General features: G+C 67.0%; 20 protein-coding genes and 1 riboswitch. Of the genes, 8 read left to right on the top strand and 12 right to left on the bottom strand.

The window, feature by feature from the left end; translation table 11 throughout:
- Positions 1-16: 16 nt before the first annotated feature.
- Positions 17-1,423, top strand: a complete 1,407-nt coding sequence (gene otsA / locus HWX62_RS11285; RefSeq protein WP_175928520.1) for an alpha,alpha-trehalose-phosphate synthase (UDP-forming) — start codon at positions 17-19, stop codon at positions 1,421-1,423.
- Between the two features lie 15 nt (positions 1,424-1,438).
- Here the strand turns inward: otsA and HWX62_RS11280 are convergent, their stop codons facing one another.
- A complete protein-coding gene (locus HWX62_RS11280) occupies positions 1,439-1,657 on the bottom strand; it encodes a hypothetical protein (RefSeq protein ID WP_244136026.1) in 219 nt (72 codons plus the stop codon).
- Between the two features lie 25 nt (positions 1,658-1,682).
- Entirely contained in the window at positions 1,683-3,659 is a 1,977-nt protein-coding gene (gene ftsH / locus HWX62_RS11275) for an ATP-dependent zinc metalloprotease FtsH (RefSeq protein WP_175928521.1), read from the bottom strand.
- 271 nt (positions 3,660-3,930) lie between these two features.
- On the opposite strand from ftsH, the gene HWX62_RS11270 reads away from it, so the two are divergent.
- Positions 3,931-5,595: an acid phosphatase gene (locus HWX62_RS11270; protein WP_175928522.1), complete on the top strand. Its 1,665-nt coding sequence runs from the start codon at positions 3,931-3,933 to the stop codon at positions 5,593-5,595.
- Positions 5,596-5,695: 100 nt separating this feature from the next.
- Here the strand turns inward: HWX62_RS11270 and HWX62_RS11265 are convergent, their stop codons facing one another.
- Both HWX62_RS11265 and HWX62_RS11260 read right to left on the bottom strand, forming a co-directional pair.
- Positions 5,696-7,561, bottom strand: a complete 1,866-nt coding sequence (locus HWX62_RS11265) for a phosphoenolpyruvate carboxykinase (GTP) (RefSeq protein WP_175928523.1) — start codon at positions 7,559-7,561, stop codon at positions 5,696-5,698.
- A 680-nt stretch (positions 7,562-8,241) separates the two neighbouring features.
- Positions 8,242-9,828, bottom strand: coding sequence for an isocitrate lyase (locus HWX62_RS11260; RefSeq protein WP_175928524.1), 1,587 nt, complete (start codon positions 9,826-9,828; stop codon positions 8,242-8,244).
- 401 nt (positions 9,829-10,229) lie between these two features.
- Between HWX62_RS11260 and HWX62_RS11255 the strand changes: the two genes are divergently transcribed.
- From HWX62_RS11255 to HWX62_RS11235, 5 genes are all read left to right on the top strand, one after another.
- Complete coding sequence (locus tag HWX62_RS11255; RefSeq protein ID WP_175928525.1) at positions 10,230-10,751, top strand: YbaK/prolyl-tRNA synthetase associated domain-containing protein; 522 nt, start codon at positions 10,230-10,232, stop codon at positions 10,749-10,751.
- Positions 10,748-11,386 (top strand): PAS domain-containing protein, encoded by a 639-nt coding sequence (locus HWX62_RS11250; protein ID WP_175928526.1) that lies wholly within the window; start codon positions 10,748-10,750, stop codon positions 11,384-11,386. Before HWX62_RS11255 ends, HWX62_RS11250 begins: the two co-directional genes overlap by 4 nt.
- Positions 11,387-11,452: 66 nt before the next feature.
- Positions 11,453-12,427 carry a threo-3-hydroxy-L-aspartate ammonia-lyase gene (locus HWX62_RS11245; RefSeq protein WP_175928527.1) on the top strand — a complete coding sequence of 325 codons (975 nt, stop codon included), beginning with the start codon at positions 11,453-11,455 and terminating at the stop codon, positions 12,425-12,427.
- Between the two features lie 110 nt (positions 12,428-12,537).
- Positions 12,538-12,786: a hypothetical protein gene (locus HWX62_RS11240; RefSeq protein WP_175928528.1), complete on the top strand. Its 249-nt coding sequence runs from the start codon at positions 12,538-12,540 to the stop codon at positions 12,784-12,786.
- Between the two features lie 199 nt (positions 12,787-12,985).
- Positions 12,986-13,179, top strand: a riboswitch (cobalamin riboswitch).
- A 214-nt stretch (positions 13,180-13,393) separates the two neighbouring features.
- Positions 13,394-15,322, top strand: a complete 1,929-nt coding sequence (locus HWX62_RS11235; protein WP_175928529.1) for a TonB-dependent receptor — start codon at positions 13,394-13,396, stop codon at positions 15,320-15,322.
- On the opposite strand, the gene HWX62_RS11230 is transcribed toward HWX62_RS11235, so the two are convergent.
- Together HWX62_RS11230 and HWX62_RS11225 are read right to left on the bottom strand one after the other, a co-directional pair.
- Positions 15,306-15,575 (bottom strand): hypothetical protein, encoded by a 270-nt coding sequence (locus HWX62_RS11230; protein ID WP_175928530.1) that lies wholly within the window; start codon positions 15,573-15,575, stop codon positions 15,306-15,308. The two genes, HWX62_RS11235 and HWX62_RS11230, sit on opposite strands and share 17 nt — an antisense overlap.
- A gap of 49 nt (positions 15,576-15,624) precedes the next feature.
- Positions 15,625-16,257, bottom strand: a complete 633-nt coding sequence (locus tag HWX62_RS11225) for a LysE family transporter (protein WP_175928531.1) — start codon at positions 16,255-16,257, stop codon at positions 15,625-15,627.
- Positions 16,258-16,373: 116 nt separating this feature from the next.
- On the opposite strand from HWX62_RS11225, the gene HWX62_RS11220 reads away from it, so the two are divergent.
- Positions 16,374-16,835, top strand: a complete 462-nt coding sequence (locus HWX62_RS11220; RefSeq protein WP_175928532.1) for an Lrp/AsnC family transcriptional regulator — start codon at positions 16,374-16,376, stop codon at positions 16,833-16,835.
- A 79-nt stretch (positions 16,836-16,914) separates the two neighbouring features.
- Here the strand turns inward: HWX62_RS11220 and HWX62_RS11215 are convergent, their stop codons facing one another.
- The 6 genes from HWX62_RS11215 to HWX62_RS11190 all read right to left on the bottom strand — a co-directional run bounded on the left by HWX62_RS11215 (position 16,915) and on the right by HWX62_RS11190 (position 21,288).
- A complete protein-coding gene (locus tag HWX62_RS11215) occupies positions 16,915-18,258 on the bottom strand; it encodes a collagen-like triple helix repeat-containing protein (protein WP_175928533.1) in 1,344 nt (447 codons plus the stop codon).
- A gap of 262 nt (positions 18,259-18,520) precedes the next feature.
- Positions 18,521-18,868 (bottom strand): copper-binding protein, encoded by a 348-nt coding sequence (locus tag HWX62_RS11210; protein WP_175928534.1) that lies wholly within the window; start codon positions 18,866-18,868, stop codon positions 18,521-18,523.
- Between the two features lie 53 nt (positions 18,869-18,921).
- Positions 18,922-19,713, bottom strand: a complete 792-nt coding sequence (locus tag HWX62_RS11205) for a DUF2182 domain-containing protein (protein ID WP_175928535.1) — start codon at positions 19,711-19,713, stop codon at positions 18,922-18,924.
- The gene (locus HWX62_RS11200; protein ID WP_175928536.1) at positions 19,710-20,354 is read right to left on the bottom strand and encodes a DUF1326 domain-containing protein; all 645 of its coding nucleotides are present in this window, start codon (positions 20,352-20,354) and stop codon (positions 19,710-19,712) included. The genes HWX62_RS11205 and HWX62_RS11200 overlap by 4 nt, the downstream gene beginning before the upstream one ends.
- Before the next feature lie 165 nt (positions 20,355-20,519).
- Positions 20,520-20,819 (bottom strand): hypothetical protein, encoded by a 300-nt coding sequence (locus HWX62_RS11195; protein WP_175928537.1) that lies wholly within the window; start codon positions 20,817-20,819, stop codon positions 20,520-20,522.
- A 220-nt stretch (positions 20,820-21,039) separates the two neighbouring features.
- Positions 21,040-21,288: a hypothetical protein gene (locus HWX62_RS11190; protein ID WP_175928538.1), complete on the bottom strand. Its 249-nt coding sequence runs from the start codon at positions 21,286-21,288 to the stop codon at positions 21,040-21,042.
- Positions 21,289-21,611 lie beyond the last annotated feature (323 nt).

Here is a 21,611-nt window from a genome sequence, read left to right as displayed (position 1 = left end):
ATCGTCAGGAGAGCTGGTGAGCCGACTCGTCGTCGTATCCAATCGCATCGCAGATCCCCGTAAAGCCGCGGCCGGCGGCCTCGCCGTCGCCGTGAAGGACAGCCTGCAGGAAACCGGCGGCGTCTGGTTCGGGTGGAGCGGCCGGCTACGCGGCGGCGAGGATCAAGCCGCGCATGGCGACGACGTGCAGATCCAGAATGTCGGCGGCATCCAGCTCGCGACGATCGATCTCGATCCGCAGGATTACGACGCTTATTACCTCGGCTACTCGAACAACGTGCTGTGGCCGGTGTTTCACTACCGGCTCGACCTCGCGCAGTTCGACCGGCGCTTCGCCGACGGCTACCGGCGCGTGAACCAGTTGTTCGCGCGCAAGCTGCGCACGCTGCTGCGGCCCGACGACATCATCTGGGTGCACGACTATCAGCTGATTCCGCTCGCCGCCGAGCTGCGCGCGATGGGTTGCACGAATCCGATCGGCTTCTTCCTGCACATCCCGATGCCGCCGCCGCCGATCATGGCCGCGATCCCGGAGCACGAATGGCTGATGCGCTCGCTGTTCGCGTACGACCTCGTCGGCTTCCAGACGGAATCGGATCTGCTCCACTTCGAGCATTACGTCGAGGCCGAGGCCGGCGCGGCGCGGCTGCCGGACGGGCGGCTGCGCGCGTTCGGGCGCACGCTGTCGGCCGGCGCGTTTCCGATCGGCATCAACGTCGACGAGTTCGAATCGCTCGCGCGCGATCGCGATGGCCTCGACATGTTCGAGCGGATGCGCGACGAATATTCGCGCCGCCAGTTGCTGGTCGGCGTCGACCGGCTCGATTACACGAAAGGGCTGCCGCAGCGCGTGCATGCGTTCCGCGAGTTGCTCGAACAGTATCCGGAGAACCGCGACCGCGCGACGCTGATCCAGATCGCCGCGCCGAGCCGCGAGGATCTCGGCGCGTACGACGACCTGCGGCGCGAGATGGACAGCCTGTGCGGCGCGATCAACGGCGACTACGGCGAGCTCGAATGGATGCCGATGCGCTACATTCACCGCACCGTCGCGCGCAAGCGCCTGCCGGGCCTCTATCGTGCAAGCCGGGTCGCACTCGTCACGCCGCTGCGCGACGGGATGAATCTCGTCGCGAAAGAGTTCCTCGCCGCGCAGGACGCGGCCGACCCGGGCGTGCTCGTGCTGTCGCGTTTCGCGGGTGCGGCCGAGCAATTGAAGTCGGCGCTGCTCGTCAATCCGTACGATACGCAAGGCACCGCGCAGGCGATCCAGCGCGCGCTCACGATGCCGCTCGAAGAGCGCCGCCAGCGCCACGCGGCGCTGATGGCGATCCTGCGCAAGACCGACGTGCACTGGTGGCGCACGCGCTTTCTCCAGGCGCTCACCGAAGCGGCCGAAGTCGCGGCCGCGACCGAATCCTGACGCGCCGGCCCGCGCTCACGCCCCCGTCGCAGTGCATTCGAGCGCGACGCCGCTCGCATCGCACACGTCGACCGAAATCGGGATGCCCGCGCGCATGCTCTCGCTCACCACGCAATACGCATCGAACCCGTCGAGCGCGCGGATCGCGGCCGCGAGGTCGGCCCACGTCCGGCCGATCGACAAGCGCACGGCCATCTCGCCCACGCGCACCCTGCCCGCTTCGGTTTGCACCATGTCGACGTCGATATGCGCGGCGGCTTCAGCGGTCGGGTTCGTGCGGCCGTCCGTACGCGACGAAATCGCGCTCGACCGCCGAGGCCTGCTCCGTCTCGACCGCGCCGCCGCGCGCACCGGCATCGTCGCCAGGCGCGATCGACGCGGCCGACGACGGTTCGCCGCGCCCGTCGATCAGCGCCTGCAGCGCGTCGCGTTCGAGCACCTCGCATTGCAGCAGCCGTCGCGCGATGCGTTCGAGCGCGTCGCGGCGTTCGCCGAGCGTCGCCGCGACCCGCGCATGCGCATCGGCCAGCAGCGTGCGCACCTCGTCGTCGATCATCCGGGCGGTGTGCTCGCTGCAGCGGCCGTCGCCCGCGTGCCATGCGCCGGGCATGCCCTGGCGCGCATCGCCGTCGTCGAACGTCGCGAGCCCGATCTTCTCGCTCATCCCGTACTGCATGACCATGTGGCGCGCCATCGCGGTCGTACGTTCGAGGTCGTTCTGCGCGCCGGTCGACACATCGCCGAACACGAGTTCTTCCGCCACGCGTCCGCCGAGCAGCGCGTCGATCCGGTCGAGCAGTTCGCTGCGGCGCAGCACGTAGCGATCCTCGGTCGGCACTTGCTGCGTGTAGCCCAGTGCCGCCACCCCGCGCGGGATGATCGACACCTTCTTCACCGGGTCGCAATGCGCGCGGCTTTCCGCGACGAGCGCATGGCCGGCCTCGTGGTACGCGATGGTCAGCTTCTCCTGCTCGTTCATCACGCGGCTCTTGCGTTCGAGGCCCGTCAGCGCGCGGTCGATCGCCTCGTCGAAGTCGGCCATGCCGACCGCCGGCTTGCCGAGTTCCGCCGCGTGCAGCGCGGCCTCGTTCACGACGTTCGCGAGATCGGCGCCGACGAAGCCCGGCGTGCGCGACGCAAGCTCGCCGAGATCGACGTCGGCCGCGAGCTTCACGCGCTTCACGTGCACGCCGAGGATCTGGCGGCGGCCATTCACGTCGGGCCGGTCGATCGCGATGTGACGATCGAAGCGGCCCGGCCGCAGCAGCGCGGGATCGAGGATCTCGGGCCGGTTCGTCGCGGCCATGATGATCACGCCCGAGCCGGCCTGGAAGCCGTCCATCTCGACCAGCAACTGGTTGAGCGTCTGTTCGCGCTCGTCGTTGCCCGACATCGGGCCGACGCCGCGCACCTTGCCGAGCGCATCGAGCTCGTCGACGAACACGATGCACGGCGCCTTCTGCTGCGCCTGCTCGAACAGGTCGCGCACGCGCGCGGCGCCCACGCCGACGAACATCTCGACGAACGCCGAGCCGCTGATCGAGAAGAACGGCACGGCCGCTTCACCCGCCACCGCGCGTGCGAGCAGCGTCTTGCCGGTACCCGGCGCGCCGACGACGAGCACGCCCTTCGGAATCTTGCCGCCGAGCCGCTGGTAGCGATCGGGGTTGCGCAGGAACGCGACGAGCTGCTGCAGTTCGGCCTTCGCTTCGTCGATGCCGGCGATGTCGTCGAACGTGATGCCGGTTTCCTGCTGCACGTACACGCGCGCGCGGCTCTTGCCCATCCCCGTGAAGTCCTGCAGCCCGCCGCGCTTGCGCACCATCATGTTCCACATGAACACGAGCAGCATGAGCGGTAGCAGCCACGACGCGAGCGACGCGATCCAGCCGGTGTCGGGCGTGCCGTGATAGCGGATGCCCGCGGCGGTCAGCATGTCGATCAGGTGTTCATCGGTCACGCGGGTCGTCGTGAAGCGCCACGGCGCGCCGGCCTGCCGCACAACCGCGGCGTCGGAAGCCGGCAGCATCGTGCCGGCCTGCGGCATCTTGAGCGTGCCCGAGATCGACGCGGGGCCAACTTCCAGATCGTCGACGAGCCGCGCCGCGACGAGCCGGTGGAAATCGCTGTACGCGATCGGTGCCGACGTCGGGTGCAGCATCAGCAACTGCGCGGCGAACAGCACGAAGAAGCCCGCCGCGATCAGCAATCCCGGGTAGTCGAATTTCCTGTCCATGGCATCGGGCCGGCCGTATCCCTGATTCAAGTCTAGTTCGCGCACGCGCGCCGCGCATCGCTCGCCGCGCGAGCGTCGAATCGTCCGACGAACGGCTTTCATCCGCCCCCTTGCCGCGTTATAGTCGCGCTCATGACATTTTTGTGACAGTCGGATCGCGCCGCCGCGCACGATGCCGGCCGTTGCATCCCGCCCTGTGTCGCGGCAGCCCGCGCGGCGCCGGCGCGCATCGAACGACGACGCCCACCCGCCCATCCGAGGAGCCCACGACGTGAACGACACCCCCGATCGCCCCGACGACCTTCCCGCCGACCCCGACCGCCGCCGTGTGCTCGGCGGCCTCGCCGCACTCGGCGCCGGGGTCGCGCTCGCCGGCTGCGAAACCACCGCGGGCAGCGCATCGCGTTCGGCCGCCGACCAGCGCATCGACGAAGCGTTGCGCCAGCGCGTACGCCACATCGTCGTGATCTATGCGGAAAACCGCAGCTTCGCGAACCTGTACGGCGATTTCCCGGGCGTGCGTTACCCGCTGAGCGAAGTGCGGCCCGAACATGCGCAGCAGCTCGATCGCGACGGCAAGACGCCGCTGCCGGTGCTGCCGAAGATCTGGGGCGGGCTCGTGCCGCAGGCGCAGGAAGTGAACGGCAAGCGCTACGCGATCGCCGAGCGCGACATCGACAAGCTGCCGAACGCACCGTTCCGGATCACCGACGCGCAGGGCCAGCCGCTGCCGAACGGCGTGATCACGCGCGACCTGTGGCATCGCTTCTACCAGAACCAGATGCAGATCGCGGGCGGCCGCAACAACCAGTTCGCCGCGTGGGCCGATTCGGGCGGCCTCGTGATGGGCCATTACCGCAATTCGGCCGACACGCTGCGACTGTGGAATCTCGCCCGGCAATACACGCTGTGCGACAACTTCTTCATGGCCGCCTTCGGCGGTTCGTGGATGAACCACATGTTCCTGATCTCCGCGCAGCCGCCGCTGTATCCGGACGCGCACAAGCATCCGCATGCGGCGAAGCTCCTGTCGAAGGTCGAAGGCGACGATCCGGCCGGCACGCGCCTGAAGCTCGCGGACGATTCGCCCGCGTCCGCGCTCGACGGTCCGCCGAAATTCGCGGCCGACGGCCCGCTGACGCCGGACGGCTACGGCGTGAACACGATGGCGCCGCCGTACCAGCCGAGCTACGTGCCGCCGCCCGATCCGGGCAACGCCGCGTATGCGGATCCGGCCGACCATCGCGTGATGCCGCCGCAGGGCTACGCGACGATCGGCGACCGCCTGTCGGAAAAGAACATCGACTGGGCGTGGTACAGCGGCGCATGGCAGTACGCGCTCGAGCATCGCGACACGGGCACCGTGCCCGACTTCCAGTACCACCACCAGCCGTTCAACTACTTCGCGAACTACGCGCCGGGCACCGAGGCGCGCCGCAAGCACCTGCGCGACGCGGGGCTCGGCGACGAGCCGTCGACCAACCGCTTCATCGCCGACATCGACGCGGGCCGCCTGCCGGCCGTCACGTTCTACAAGCCGCAGGGCAACCTGAACATGCACGCGGGCTATGCGGACATCGCATCCGGCGACCGTCACATCGCGACCGTGATCGACCATATCCGGCGCGGGCCGCAATGGGAAAACACCGTGATCGTGATGACGCACGACGAGAACGGCGGATGGTGGGATCACGTCGCGCCGCCGGTCGGCGATCGCTGGGGCCCCGGCTCGCGAATTCCGGCGCTCGTGATCTCGCCGTTCGCGAAAAAGGGCTTCGTCGATCACACGCTGTACGACACGAACTCGATTCTGCGCTTCATCAGCCGCGTGCACGGGCTCGCGCCGCTCGACGGCATCGTCCTGCGCAACAACGCGTTCGCCGCGCGCGGTGAGACGCCGCCCGGCGACCTGACGAACGCGCTCGAGCTCGGCTGACGACCGCGCGAGCGCCTGAAACGACGACGCCCCGGGCCATGCGATCGCTGGCGCGGGGCGTTCTCGTACTGCTTTCCGGTGATGACAGAAATTCCTGCCGTCAGCCGCCGATACGCTGCTCGATCTTCTTCATCGTGTCGGTCAATTCGGCCGGCAGCCGCAGCTTCAACGTATCGAACAGCGCCGCGTGCAGCTTCAGCTCTTCGCGCCATTCGTCGGGGTTCATCGACGTCACCGCATCGAACTGATCGCGCGTGAAATCGAGGCCGTCCCAGTGCAGGTCTTCATACGCAGGCGACACGCCGAACGCATGTTCGCCGCCACCGCCGCTGCCTTCGAGACGATCGAGCATCCACTTCAGCACGCGCATGTTCTCGCCGAAGCCCGGCCACACGAACTTGCCGTTCGCATCCTTGCGGAACCAGTTCACGCAATAGATCTTCGGCAGCTTCGCGCCGGCGGCTTCGAGCTGCTTGCCGAGTTTGAGCCAGTGCGCGAAATAATCGCTGACGTTGTAGCCGCAGAACGGCAGCATCGCGAACGGATCGCGGCGCACGACGCCCTGCTGGCCGACGGCTGCCGCCGTCGTCTCGGAACCCATCGTCGCGGCCATGTACACGCCTTCGACCCAGTCGCGCGCCTCGGTGACGAGCGGCACCGTCGTCGAGCGGCGGCCGCCGAAGATGAACGCGTCGATCGGCACGCCGGCCGGGTTTTCCCAATCGTCGTCGATCGACGGGCACTGCGCGGCCGGCGCGGTGAAGCGCGAGTTCGGATGCGCGGCCTTGCGGCCGGTTTCCTTCGCCGTTTCAGGCGTCCACGGCTTGCCCTGCCAGTCGGTCAGCTTCGCGGGCGGCGTGTCGGTCAGCCCTTCCCACCACACGTCGCCGTCTTCCGTCAGCGCGACGTTCGTGAAGATCACGTTTTCCGTCAGCGTGGAGATCGCGTTCGGGTTGGTCTTCACGCCCGTGCCCGGCGCCACGCCGAAGAAACCGGCTTCCGGGTTGATCGCATACAGGCGGCCGTCGCGGCCCGGCTTCAGCCACGCGATGTCGTCGCCGATCGTCGTGACCTTCCAGCCGTCGAAGCCCTGCGGCGGAATCAGCATCGCGAAGTTGGTCTTGCCGCACGCGGACGGGAACGCAGCGGCGACGTGATACTTCTTGCCGGCCGGCGACGTCACGCCGAGGATCAGCATGTGTTCCGCGAGCCAGCCCTGATCGCGGCCCATCGTCGACGCGATGCGCAGTGCGAAACACTTCTTGCCGAGCAGCGCGTTGCCGCCGTAGCCCGAACCGAAGCTCCAGATCTCGCGCGTTTCGGGGAAGTGCACGATGTACTTGACCGGATTGCACGGCCACGGCACGTCCTGCTGGCCGGCTTCGAGCGGATGCCCGACGCTGTGCACGCACGGTACGAAATCGCCGTCCTCGCCGAGCACGTCGTACACGTCGCGCCCCATGCGCGTCATGATCCGCATGTTCACCGCGACGTACGGGCTGTCGGACAATTCGACGCCGACGTGCGCGATCGGCGAGCCGAGCGGGCCCATCGAGAACGGTACGACGTAGAGCGTGCGGCCGCGCATCGCGCCGCGGAACAGACCGTTGAGCGTCTCGCGCATTTCGGCGGGATCGATCCAGTTGTTGGTCGGGCCGACGTCGTCGCGCGAGGCCGCGCAGATGAACGTGCGATCCTCGACGCGCGCGACGTCCGACGGATCGGATTGCGCGAGATACGAGTTCGGACGCTTCGCCGGGTTCAGGCGCTTGAGCGTGCCCTGATCGACCATCGCCTGGCACAGCGCGTCGTATTCCTCCTGCGAACCGTCACACCACACGATGCGTTCGGGCTCCGTGAGCGCCGCGATGCGCGATACCCAGTCGATCAGCTTGCGATGTTTGACGAAAGCCGGCGGAGCGATCAGCGGGCCGTGCGTTGCTTCGGCCAAAGTGTTTTGCGACATGGGGATGTCTCCAGATTATTGGGCGGGAATGGGGATGCGGGGCGAGCCCGCGAGATGGGGAATGCGTGCGGAGCGCAGGAAGCGGCAGCGCGCAGCACGGGAGGCGCGAGCGGAGCGCGCGTCGAAGCCGCGATGCGTGCGAGAGAAGGTGAAGTCTCGTTGGAAAGTGCGAACGCGCGTTTCGCCATGCAAGCAACCTGCCGTACAACTCCATGCCGGCCAGCATACCATCGCCGTTATCGGGCGGGCGTTGCGTTGCAACAAGAAACAATTGTGACGGCGCGCCGGCATGCGGGTTGCAGCAAGGTGTTTTTTACGGCGCGCTCGCGCGCGCTTTGGGGACGAAACGGCCGTGACCGCCGCCCCGCAAGGGTTCCGCACGAACGGCAATTTCGACCTGCCGCGCATGCGTGCCGACGATGCGAACACGCGTCGTGCGAATTCGCGTTTTCGCTACTCAGGCATACCCTGAATTAGGTTGCGTACACAAACATCCTGTTCGACTGCCCGATGCACGCCCCCGCTCAAAACGAGGTATCCGGCAATCCGGAGTAATACGCGCCCGCGGCCATCCTGCCGACGACCGACATGCGGAACGTCGCCGCGCGAGCGGCACGCTGCGCGCGTCGAATAAAAAAGCCAACCCGTGACGGGTTGGCTTTCCGCTGCGGATATGACGATTACGAGAACTGGTTCATCGTGTTGTCCTTGCCCGCTGCCTTCAGCGCCGCTTCACCGCTGAAGTATTCCTTGTGGTCGTCGCCGATGTCCGAACCCGACATGTTCTGGTGCTTCACGCACGCGATGCCCTGACGGATTTCCTTGCGCTGCACGCCGGCCACGTAGCCCAGCATACCCTGCTCGCCGAAGTATTCCTTGGCCAGGTTGTCGGTCGACAGCGCGGCCGTGTGGTACGTCGGCAGCGTGATCAGGTGATGGAAGATGCCTGCTTCACGCGATGCATCGGCCTGGAACGTACGGATCTTCTCGTCGGCCAGTTTCGCCAGTTCGGTGTCGTCGTACTCCACGCTCATCAGTTGGGCGCGGTCGTAAGCCGACACGTCCTTGCCTTCGGCCTTCATCGCGTCGTAGGCCTGCTGGCGGAAGTTCAGCGTCCAGTTGAACGACGGGCTGTTGTTGTACACCAGCTTCGCGTTCGGGATCACCTTGCGGATCTCGCTGACCATGCCGCCGATCTGCGCGATGTGCGGCTTTTCGGTTTCGATCCACAGCAGGTCGGCGCCGTTCTGCAGCGACGTGATGCAGTCGAGCACGCAACGTGCTTCGCCCGTGCCGGCGCGGAACTGGAACAGGTTGCTCGGCAGGCGCTTCGGGCGCAGCAGCTTGCCGTCGCGCTTGATGACGACGTCGCCGTTGCCCAGCTGGTCGGCCGACAGTTCTTCGCAATCGAGGAACGAGTTGTATTGATCGCCCAGGTCGCCCGGCCGGTTCGTCACGGCGATCTGCTTGGTCAGGCCGGCGCCCAGCGAATCGGTACGCGCGACGATGATGCCGTCGTCCACGCCCAGTTCCAGGAACGCGTAACGGATCGCGCGGATCTTCGCGAGGAAGTCCTCGTGCGGCACCGTGACCTTGCCGTCCTGGTGGCCGCACTGCTTTTCGTCCGACACCTGGTTCTCGATCTGGATGCAGCACGCGCCCGCTTCGATGAACTGCTTGGCCAGCAGGTAGGTCGCTTCCGCGTTGCCGAAGCCGGCGTCGATGTCGGCGATGATCGGCACGACGTGCGTGACGTGGTTGTCGATCTTTTCCTGGATCGCGGCCTTGGCAGCCGCGTCCTTCGCGCCATCCAGCTCGCGGAACAGGCCGCCGAGCTCACGGGCGTCGGCCTGGCGCAGGAACGTGTACAGCTCGCGGATCAGCGCGCTGACCGAGGTCTTTTCGTGCATCGACTGGTCCGGCAGCGGGCCGAACTCCGAGCGCAGCGCGGCGACCATCCAGCCCGACAGGTACAGGTAGCGGCGCTCGGTGCTGTTGAAGTGCTTCTTGATGGAGATCATCTTCTGCTGGCCGATGAAGCCGTGCCAGCAGCCCAGCGACTGCGTGTACTTGGTCGGATCGGCATCGTACGCGGCCATGTCGGCGCGCATGATCTTCGCGGTGTACTTCGCGATGTCCAGGCCGGTCTTGAACTTGTTCTGGGCACGCATGCGCGCCGCATATTCGGGGTTGATGGCATTCCACGCGCTGCCGTGGTTTTCCTTCAGACCCGCCACTGCCTTGATGTCGTCTTGATATTGGGACATGTCTATCTCCTGGGAACGAAGCGCATTTGAGTAAAGGGTTCAGCGTGTCCGCCGCGTGCGACGAAGCGAACTGCATGGACTCAATAGTAATCGCGCTTCACGAAATTTCGGCCAAGTCTTATATAAGACATAAGATATAAATTTCTCTTATTTTTCAATGAGATAGGCCGGCGTTTTTGCGATGCAAAACACGGTTTCAAGCCGCGGTAAAACGCGGCGGCAGGAATCCTGCGCGCATCCCGCAATATGGAATGCCCTTTCGGCTGCTGAAGAATCGGCTCGCTTCGACGAGGCGACGCAACGCCGTCCGCGCCTTTGCCACCATCACGACAAAACGTCTATACTTGGACAATTCTTTGATCCGCGCGCATCGACGCGTCGGCCCGATTGCCCGGAGCGACATGAACGACTCTCCCGTTTTCGACACGCTTTGCGAACTGCTGAGTACGTCCGGCGCGCGTTTTCGCGTGCTCGAGCATCCGGCGGAAGGCAAATCCGACGCGATCGCCGCGTTGCGCGGCACACGCCCCGAACAGGGCGCGAAGGCGATGCTCTGCACGTTCAGGGACGGCGGCGATGCCGCCGCGCTCGCGGTGATTCCCGGCCACCTGAAGATCGACTTCCGCAAGGTCGCCGATGCAGTCGGCCGGCGCAAGGCGACGCTCGCATCGCCCGAGGTCGCGGCTGCCGTCACGCGCTGCGTGATGGGCGCCGTGCCGCCGTTCGTATTCGATGCGAACGTGACGCTCGTCGTCGATCCCGCGCTGGTCGAGCGCAACGCCGAGATCGCATTCAACGCGGGCCGCCTCGACCGCTCGGTCGTGCTCGACGCGGCCGACTACGTCCGGATCGCCCGCCCGCTGCTGGCCGACATCACGCGGCCCGAAACGACGGACGCCCCGGCCCTCCAGGACAACGCATGAGCACGAACCGCAAACCGCTGCTGTCGGAGCAGGCCTCGCTGATCGAGCAGGTGCGGCGCATCGCCGAAGGGCTCGGCGAGATGTTCGCGCCGTTCACCGAGGTCGTCGTACACGATCTGCGCACGCCGGAGCACGCGATCCTCGCCATCCACAACAACCTGTCCGGACGCGCGGTCGGCGATCCCGCGACCGAACTCGGCCTCGCCCGCATCGCCGACGACGATTTCCCGCAGGTGCTCGCGAACTACCCGAACCGCTTCGCCGACGGCCGCACCGCGAAAAGCACGTCGATCGGCATCAAGGATTCGACCGGGCGCTACGTGGCCGCGCTGTGCCTGAATGCCGACGTCACGCTGTTCCGCGGCTTCCAGGGCATGCTGAACCAGTTCTGCCGCACGGACGGCGAGGCCGTCGTCGAAACGCTCGACCCGGCCGGCGCGGACGCGATCCGGCAGCGCATCGACGCTTTCGCGACGCGCCTCGCGACGACGCCGCGCGAGCTGAAAACGGACCAGCGCCGCGAGCTGATGCAGACGTTGAAGGCCGACGGCTTCCTCGAGGTGCGCCGCGCGATGGAGATCGTGGCGCAGCATCTCGGCGTGTCGCGCGCCACCGTCTACAACGATGCGAAGTGACGCCGCGCGCGCCGCTTTCCCGTTGCGAGTTTCCCGTTGACTGATCATTTCGACCCTCGAGCCACCATGAACTCTCCGACTCTCCCCACGTACGACGACGTCGCCGCGGCCGCGGCCCGGCTCGAAGGCCATGCGCACCGCACGCCGGTGCTGACGTCGCGAACGGTCGACGACGCGCTCGGCGCGCAGGTGTTCTTCAAGTGCGAGAACCTGCAGCGCATGGGCGCCTTCAAGTTCCGCGGCGCATTCAACGCGCTGTCGCGCTTCGACGCGGAACAGCGCCGCCACGGCGTCGTCGCGTTCTCGTCGGGCAACCATGCGCAGGCGATCGCGCTGTCGGCGCGCATCCTCGGCATTCCCGCGACGATCGTGATGCCGCAGGACGCGCCGGCCGCGAAGATGGCCGCGACGCGCGGCTACGGCGGCAACGTCGTGACCTACGACCGCTACACCGAGGATCGCGAGCAGATCGGGCGCGCGCTCGCGGAGAAGCACGGGCTCACGCTGGTGCCGCCGTACGATCACCCGGACGTGATCGCCGGCCAGGGCACGGCGGCCAAGGAACTGTTCGACGAAGTCGGCCCGCTCGACGCGGTGTTCACGCCGCTCGGCGGCGGCGGGCTGCTGTCGGGCACCGCGCTTGCCACGCGCGCGCTGTCGCCGCATGCGAAGCTGTACGGCGTCGAGCCCGAGGCCGGCAACGACGCGCAGCAATCGTTCCGCTCCGGCACGATCGTGCACATCGACACGCCGCGCACGATCGCCGACGGCGCGCAGACGCAGCACCTCGGCAACCTCACGTTCCCGATCCTGCGCCGCGACGTCGACGACATCCTGACCGCGACGGATGCGGAACTCGTCGACTGCATGCGTTTCTTCGCCACGCGGATGAAGATCGTCGTCGAGCCGACCGGCTGCCTGTCGTTCGCCGCCGTGCGGCGGATGAAGGATGCGCTGCAGGGCAAGCGCGTCGGCGTGGTGATCAGCGGCGGCAACGTCGATCTCGAGAACTTCTGCTCGCTGGTGTCGGCACCGGTCTGATCATCGCGGCGCGCACGAAGCCCCTGCGCGCCGCCCACCCTTCACGTCGCGTTAAGTTTCGCGCCCTAGACTGATTACGTCGTCCCGCATTCAGTCGTGAAGGAGCTGCCATGAATACGCACGCGATCGTCGCCGCCGCCCTGACGGCCGTTTCCCTGTCGGCGTTCGCTCAACCGGGCGTGACGCCGACCGCCTTTCCCGCCGCCTCGACTCGCCCCGCCGTCGCGCAAGCGATGCACCGTGCGCCCGGCGCGTTGCCGTCCGCCGGCTTCGTGCTCGCGAAGATCGATCAGAACAATACGCCGCCCGACCGCGGCGGCGACCCGAGCGGCCGCTCGCACGCCGGCACGCATATGTAACGACACCGCCGGCCGGCTGCAGTCGGAACGACGGCAGCCGATTCCGGCGCGACGGCATGCGTTCGAACGCGGCCGTTTCTTCAGACCTGAAACACGTCCCGGCCCTGACGTACGAAAGGCTCCGGAAAGCTGGCGCCGCGCAGTGACGTTTTTTCGCATCCGCGCGCGCCGGACGATTGACGCGCCCGAGCGCACGCCCTTACCCTTGCGCGCTGATGGTTCCCAGGGATGGGATCAAAAGGGAACGCAGCAGAGGCCACGCCTCGAATCTGCGGCTGCCCCCGCAACTGTGAGCGGCGAATCCGTGCCACCGCATGCCACTGGGAAACCGGGAAGGCCCGCACGGACGACGACCCGCGAGCCAGGAGACCTGCCATCGACCCGAGGTCCAGCAGCCGCACCGGGCGGGGTGTCCCGATGTGCAAGCGCCGCCGTTGGCGGCCGCCCGTTGCATGGACGACCCGACCTCAGGATCCGTCAGATGTCCATCGTTCCCGAATCCGCTTCCCGGCCGGAAGCGCCGCACCGACACGCCGTCGGCATGCGCCATTTGTCCGCCCTCCGCTCACGCTCGTCGTACGCGCCACCCGTTTTGTCCCGCTGCCTCATGAACATTCGTCACCTGCTTGCCACGTCCGCCGCCACCGCGCTGCTTTCCCCGCTCGCCCATGCGGCCGGCGACACGACGCCCGCGCAGCCCGCCGGGCCCGCGGCAAGCGCGGACCTGCCGACGATCAGCGTGACCGATACGCGGCACCTGCCCGAATCGTTCGACCGCCGCTATGCGTCGACGCAGGTGCTCACGCGCGAGGATCTCGACCGGCTGTCGCCGACCGACCCGAGCATCACGCAGGCGCTCGCGACGCTGCCGGGCGTGACCGTGTCGCAGAACGGCGGGCCCGGCTCGTCCGCGTCGGTCAGCATCCGCGGCTCGTCGGCGAGCCAGGTCGCCGTGTTCATCGACGGCATCCGGATCGGCTCGCCGACCACCGGCATCGCACCGTGGGCCGACCTGCCGACCGAAGCGTTCGAGCGTGTCGAAGTGATCTCCGGCCCGGCCGCCGCGTCGTTCGGCAACAACGCGATGGGCGGCGTCGTGCAGCTCTTCACGCGTCGCGCCGCCAGCCAGCCGAACCGGACCACCGTGTCGTTCGGCGGCGGCTCGAACAAGACGTTCGACACGCAATTACGCACGTCGGGCACGGTGCCGTCGACGGGGCCGCTGGCCGCGCTCGGCGGGCTCACCTATTCGCTCGGGCTGCACGACTACAACACGGCCGGCATCGATGCGACGCGGCCGTTCTTCTATGGCCACGAAGACGGCCGCAATCCGTATCACGCGCAGGATCTCGACGCGCGGCTCGGCTATGCGCGCGACAACTGGTCGATCTCGACGTTCGCGCTGTACCACCGCTCCGATCTGTCGTTCGACAACAGCGGCTACGCGAATCGCGAACTCGATCACCAACTGACGACCGGCGTCGCGTTCCATCTCGACATCACGCCCGACACGCAGTTCGACCAGTCGTTTGGCTACGCGAACGACCGCCAATTCATCTACGCCGATAACCCGGCCCTCGCGACCGACCAGATCAATTCGCAGCGCATCAGCACGTCGACGTCGCTGACCCACCAGGCGCACGGGTTTTACCTGTTCGGCCTGCCGCTGTCGGGCGAATCGAAGCTTGCGTACGACTTCACGCGCGAACAGGCGTTCCTGCCGGTCGACATTCCCGGCGGCGTACCGACGCGCAACGATTCCGCGTTCTCGCTGCACCAGTCGGCGACGCTCGGCAGCGTGACGATGTTCGTCGCGGGCCGTCACGAGGTCATCTCGGGGCAGGCGGTGAATACCGGCAATGCCGCGCTGTCGTGGGCGATCACGCCGGTCTACACCGCGCGCATGTCGTACGGCAATGCGTTCCGCCTGCCGACGTTCAACGACCTGTACTACCCCGGCTACGGCAATCCGAACCTCAGCCCGGAACGCAGCACGTCGGTCGAGGCCGCGCTCGACGCGAACACGGCGTACGGCACGTTCACCGCGGCGATCTACGACACGCGCGTCAACAACCTGATCGCGTACAACCCGGCGACGTTCTCGCCGATGAACATCGGCCGTTCGCATATTCGCGGCATCGACCTGTCGTACAAGGGCACGATCGGCCGCTCGACGCCGGTGAGCGTCGCGGTCGGCATCCTGAATCCTCAGGACGAGACCAACCAGACCTGGCTCAGCCGCCGGCCGCGCCAGACGGTCAGCCTGAACGTCGACCACACGTGGGACGAACTGAAACTGCACGCGCTGAGCACGGGCGCGTCGCTGCTGTACGGCGGCTCGACGTTCGACGATCCGGCCAACCGGCAGTATCTGGCGTCGTACCTGACGGTGAGCCTGCGCGCGTCGTACCGCGTCAATTCGCATTTGACGGTGTCGGCGTCGCTGTCGAACCTGTTCGACCGGCAGTACATGACCGCGTACGGCTACAACACGCTCGGGCGCACCGCGTTCGGCAAGGTCAGCTATACGTTCTGACGGGGCGACGCATCGGCCGGCCACTCCCGGCCGTCATGCCGTTGACCGTTGCGCCGGAGGCCGACGCTTCGGCCCCCGGCGGGACGAAAGCGCCGTTGGGCCCGACGCGCGGGATGCCGATGCACCGGCACGGCTCGTCGACGATCTGCCGTCGGTTCAGCATGCGATCGAAGCGTTGCCGGCCGATCTCGTCGTCAGCATGCGAATCGGCCAGTCCTTTCGAATAGCGGTGATGCTCGAACTGCTCGCGCAACTCCGGGCCGGCGGTCGACGCGATCCGGTCGACCCGTGCGGCCGCGCGCCTAGGTCAGCCCGCGCACGGCCGCGATCAACTGGCTCGCGCCGAATACCGCGACGACGGCCGCCGACACGCGCGACAACCCGTGCATGAACGCGAACGACAGCTTTGTGCGCAGTGCGGCGGTCGCGCCGCTCAGGCACAGCCACCACGTGGCCGAGCCGATGAACACGCCGGCCACCATCCACGCGACGGTCACCCGCATCGCGCCTTCCCGCGCACCGGGCAGCGGGCCGAGCGCCGCGAAGATCCCGACGAACGACACGATCGTCATCGGGTTCGACAGCGTGAGGGCGAACGTCGTCAGGAAATCGCGCAGGATGGTCGTACGCGGCACCTCGCGCTGTGCCGCCGGTGCGGCCGGCGCCTGGCGCGCGAAGGTCCATGCAAGCCAGACGAGAAACGCGCCGCCGCCGATTTTCAGGCCGACGGTCAGCATCGGGAACGCGGTGACGATGCCTGCGACGCCCAGCGCCCCGAGCAGGCCGTAAATCGCATCGGCGCACGCGGCACCGATGCCCGTCGCGAATCCCGCGCGGAAGCCGCGGCTCAGGCTGCGCTGAATGCACAACATGCCGATCGGGCCGACCGGCACCGCGATCGACAGCCCCATCGCGACGGATTGGATGAACAGCATCGCCTGCTCCTTGCAACATCCGATGGATCGAACAGGCATCGTAGGGAAAGTCCGGCCCCCGCTGAATACGGTTTTTAAGGAAAAATGACGGCTCTACCTTAAAAACGCCCGTCGCGATGGACGATCTGGACTGGAAGATACTGGCGCTGTTGCAGGACAACGGGCGCATCAGCTATACGGAGCTCGCGCGCCAGGTTCATCTGTCGGTGCCTGCGGTGACGGAGCGCGTGAAGCGCCTCGAAGCAGCCGGGGTCGTCGAGGGCTACACCGCCCGGATCAATCCGTCCGCGGCCGGCTACCCGGTGAGCGCGCTGATCGGCATCACGGTGCCGCAACCGGCGAAAGCGAAGTTCCTCAAGCTGCTGGAGACGATTCCCGAAGTCGTCGAATGCCATCACGTGACGGGCGCCGATTCGTATGTGATGCGGTTCGTCGCCGTCAGCATGATCCATCTCGAACAGTTGATCGAACGCATCAACCTGTACGGCGAAACGCGCACGTCGATCGTGATGTCGACGCCGCTGCCGGCGCGCGGGATGGCGCGGCCGCCGTCGAAGCCGGGTGATACGCGCAGGTAGCGGCTCGCAGTTTCAGGGGGCGTCGGACGGTCGCGGCCGACACCGGGGCGACGATGGCCGCCGCCCCGGTCAGGCAGCGTTATTTGCCGACCGCGCCGCCCAGCAGGCCACCCACCAGCGACGTCACCGGCGCGAGCGGATTGCCAAGACCGCCCAGCGGCGAGCCGCCGCCGGTCGTACCGGTGGCCGGGCCGTAGTGCACGATCGCCGGTATGCCGCCGACCACGCTCGTCACCAGACCGGCGACCGGCCCCGCGCCGTTCGGACCACTCGGGTTCACGAGGCCGCCCGCGTTGGTCACCGTGTTGCCGACTGCCCGAACGAGGCCGCCGAGCGCGCCGACGACCGGCTGCGGCGACGTGGACGTCACCTTCCATCCGGCCGACGTGATCGCTCCGCCGACCTGGCCGAGCAGGCCCGCGACCGGCTGCCCGAGGCCGGTCGCGGTGCCGACCTGCTGCGTGAGCTGGCCCGTCGTCGTCACGAGCGGCGTGATCGCGGTGCTGATCGCCTGCGTCGCCTGCTGGACCTGACTCGACGACAGCGCCAGACTGAGCGTGGTGCCGCCCGACTTCAGGCCGCCGGCCACCGTGTCGAGCAGGCCGCCGACGGGTGTCGTGATCGGCGCGAGCGGCGACAGCGGGCCGGAGCCGAGCGCCTTCACCGTTTCGCTGAGGCCGTTGACCGGGTTGCTGGTCGAGCCGACCAGGGTGCCGAGACCCCTTACCGTCGTGCCGACCGGGTTCGGCGTGAAGCCGATCTGGCCGACACCGTTGCTCACGGCGTTCGTCGCATCGCGAATGATCGTGGCGACGCCGGTGACCGTGTCGGCCGGCCCGGTCGTCACGGCCTTGCCGACGCCGGGCAGCGTCACGTCGCCGAGCGTCGAACCCGCGGCCCGCACGACCGCGCCGACGGAACTGATGATGCCGTTCGTGCCGGGGGTGCCGCTGGTTCCGCTCGTACCGCCTATGCCGCTGGTTCCGCTTGTGCCGCTTGTGCCGCTTGTGCCGCTTGTGCCGCTTGTGCCGCTCGTTCCGCTCGTTCCGCTCGTTCCGCTCGTTCCGCTTGTGCCGCTGGTTCCGCTGGTTCCGCTGGTTCCGCTTGTGCCGCTGGTTCCGCTTGTGCCACTGGTTCCGCTCGTGCCGCTGGTTCCGCTCGTGCCGCTGGTTCCGCTGGTTCCGCTGGTTCCGCTCGTTCCGCTCGTTCCGCTCGTTCCGCTCGTTCCGCTCGTTCCGCTCGTGCCGCTCGTGCCGCTCGTGCCGCTCGTTCCGCTCGTGCCACTAGTCCCGCTCGTACTCGTCCCGATGGTATTACCTGCCTGCGTCGGCGCCGTAACGTCCCCGCCGCCGCACGCCGCAAGCGCGCACGCAGCGGCAATGGCGGCGAGCGCAACGTTCGCCTTGATGAAGTGATTGTGCATGGAAGCCCCCGTTCGCTATTCAGCGCGATCACTCCAGCAAGCATCTACCGTGCCATTTCCATCGGTCTCCTTCACAGTTTCACAATGACCTTTCGATCGCCGTCCAGGCCGCCCTGCGCGGTACGGCGCATCGGATGCGGATCACGCGTCGCGGCTCGAAGCGTGCGGGCATTCCGATAACACTGACGTAACACCCGCTCTCCGTTACGTAGCACGAACCGGGAAAAACCGGCGGCGGCTCCGCGTACATGCCGACTCGTCGTCACGGCCGCTTCATCAGCTTCACGATCGTCAGTGTGCCGTTGACGTTTTCCACCCGAACCCGGACCTTGTCACCCACGTGCAGTGACGGGATCATCACCGCGTCGCCAGCCTTGAATGCCATCGTCATCGGCGGCATCCCGATGTTGTCGAGTGCGCCGTGCTTCAGCGTCACGAGCCTGCGTCCCGCATCGATTGCCTTGACTTCGGCATCGGTCAGCTTCGCGTTCGACGCGGACAGGGTCGTGTCGCCGGCGCTCATGTGCGACATGTCGCCGCCCGCGAGCGCCGGCATGGCGGCGATCGCCATCGCGCACGATATGGCTACCGCGCCAAAACACGTCGTCATCGAGCGTCTCCCGTCGGGCCCGGCGCGTGACTGCCGCCAGCCGGCGCCACGTATCACACGATCAACGTCACACCGGCCCACGCGATCAGCACGACACCGAGCACACGGCCGATACGATCGCCACCGGGCAGCACCTTTTCCACGAACACGAACAGCGACAGCGCGACGATCCATACGACGTTCATCACGCCGCCGACGAACAAGAGCGCCATCAGCAACCAGCAGCAGCCCACGCAAACCATCCCGTGCCGCGCGCCCAGCAGGAAACTGCCGGCGGCGCCCGGGCGCCAGTGCGCGACGAGGAATGCTGCCGGCGCACGGCATTGCCGCAGGCACGCGCGTTTCAGCGGCGAGAACTGATAGAGGCCGGCCAACGCCAGCACGACGGCGGAAAGGCGCGCGCTCTTCGACCACAGCATCATCGCGGAGATCAGCCCGGCCGGCTGCAGCAGCGCCTGAAGCAACGCCGCGCCGATCGAGAACACGAGCCATGTCGTCAGATAGCCGGCCAGCAGCGCCACCGACGTGAACGCCGACCCCGCCGCCCCGTCGCCGTGCTGCCGCAGCACGCGCCGGTACAGCATCACGAGCGGCGCCGCGCCGGGCGTCATCATCGCGATCATCATCACCCACCACATCGCGATCACGGTCGGCAGAGACGGATCCATGCTGCCCATGCCGTCCGCCAGTCGATGCGGAAACAGCGCGACGGTCGTCATCTCGCGCGCCGACATGCCGGTTCCGGCGCCCGTCCACAGATAAAACCAGCACAGCCCGACGAGCGCGGCCATGCCGAGCAGCGTGACGACTCGCTCGCGGGCGAGCCAGGAGTCGAACGGCGTCATGCCGCAGCGCGATGCCGGATCAGCCCGTGATTGTTCAGATGCAGCCGCGCGAATTGCGCATAGGTTCCGTCGAGATTCAGCGCGATGTTGCCTTGCGAGCGCCCCGTGCCCGAACCGATCTCGGCCAGCTCGTATTCGAAACCGTGCGGCAGGTCGATCCGCACGCGGTGCTCGTCACCCGTCACCGGATTGCGGATGGGTTCGCCCGCGGCGTCGAACACGCCGTCCACATGAATCCGGCCGCGCCGCGCATCGACATCGACGTCGAAATCGATCTTCGTGAAGATCGGATCGAACGCGTGCTCGAGCGTCGACGCATATACGGAAAACATCGTCGAGAATGGATCGGTATCCTGACCGGTCATGATCTTCAGTACAGCCTCGCGCTGCGCCGGACTGGCGCGCTCGTCGACGATCGGCTGGCACTTGCCGTGGCCTTCGTGCACGGCGCCCGGCCACTGGAACACCACCGCGATCCTGACGCCGTCGAGCACCACGTCGCCGTAGTGGCCGCTGTCGATCGAAATCGCCCCCATCGCTTCGCAGTTGCCGTTGGTCGGCAGCGCATTGAACTGGCAAGGGCAACCGTATGAGCAATTGCAACTGATCATTTCGGTGCCCTGAATCTCCCACGGCGTCATGGCTCCACCTCGCGCTGAAACAGACGAACGCTTCGAATCTAGTGCACGCGATGAGGGAAAGCAACGCGGTAATGGCGGCGTGAAAACCGTGGGTTCCGGCCTCACGTAAGACGTTTCGGGATGCGTTCGCGCGCGTGTTCCGGAAACCGTTCCGTTGTCCTGTCTTCACACGATCAGCGACACGACGATCGCACACCACACCGCGCCGGCACCGCACATAAACACGCGTCGCGCGACGAACATGCGCGACTCGTCGTCGGGCGTTTTCATTGGCGACGTCGCGAGAAACGGCACGCTGGCGAGGCACGCGAAACCCGCCAGCGCCGGCACGATCACGACGTAGTCGCCGAAGCGCCAGGGCAGCGCTTCGTGCAATCCCCAGTAGCCGAGAAACAGCATGCCCATCGAGAACATCGTCGCCGCAGCCGAGCTGAGCGCGACCACCGAGCCTGTCGGAAATTGCACGGGAACCTCCCCTCGCGCCGTGCGCGATGTAACGCCTGTCGCCCGAGATCGCCATGATCGCGTTCGCGGGCCACGGAATCGGGCATGCGTTTCGGGCTCGAGTACATCGGGCGCGCCGTCTCCGCCCATCGGCGAATGCGCGTCGTCACGCATTGACCGATTCGATCCGCTCGGGCGGTATTTCGCGCCTGGTTAATCGAGCAGCACGTGCATGACGCCGCTAACCCGGCTTCTTCGTGGCTTGCGCAACGGAAATCCACCCGACCACCGCCGCGGCGACCCAGCAACAGGTGATCATCAGGTCCAGATCCATCCAGCCCTCGAAATTCGTACTGTTTTCGAAACTGCAGCGCTGATGGCCCCTGACCCACATGCAGCCGCTGATCAATTGCTGGATGTGCATGTAGACGCTGTACACGGCAACGGCCGAAGCGATGACGGCGACCCGCAGGCTCATGCTCTTTTTCATTGACGCGGAAGGCGTGGAATGATCTCCCGGCGATCTTAAGCCAATGGCCATGCGCGACGCAATCGATCCGGCATCGCCCCGAAGTACGTGATTCCGGCACACGACGTTCCCGGCGAACCGGGTCGTCGGCGGCGCATTGCCGGCCCGAAAGAGATGATCCCGGATACGTCGCTCAAAACGATGCCGGCACGTGAGGCGACGCCGTGGGCGGATGCGCGCGTGCGGGCATGACGCTTGCGTAGCCCGATGCCCTCGCCTGCTGACATCACGGTGGCAGCAGGCGGCGCATAAGGTTGCACGATCGCCTGTCGAGGAACGTCGCC

Origin of the sequence: Burkholderia sp. BCC0506 (assembly GCF_902833145.1) — a bacterium.
Taxonomy (GTDB): Bacteria; Pseudomonadota; Gammaproteobacteria; order Burkholderiales; family Burkholderiaceae; genus Burkholderia.
This window is presented reverse-complemented; position numbering and strand designations above follow the sequence as displayed.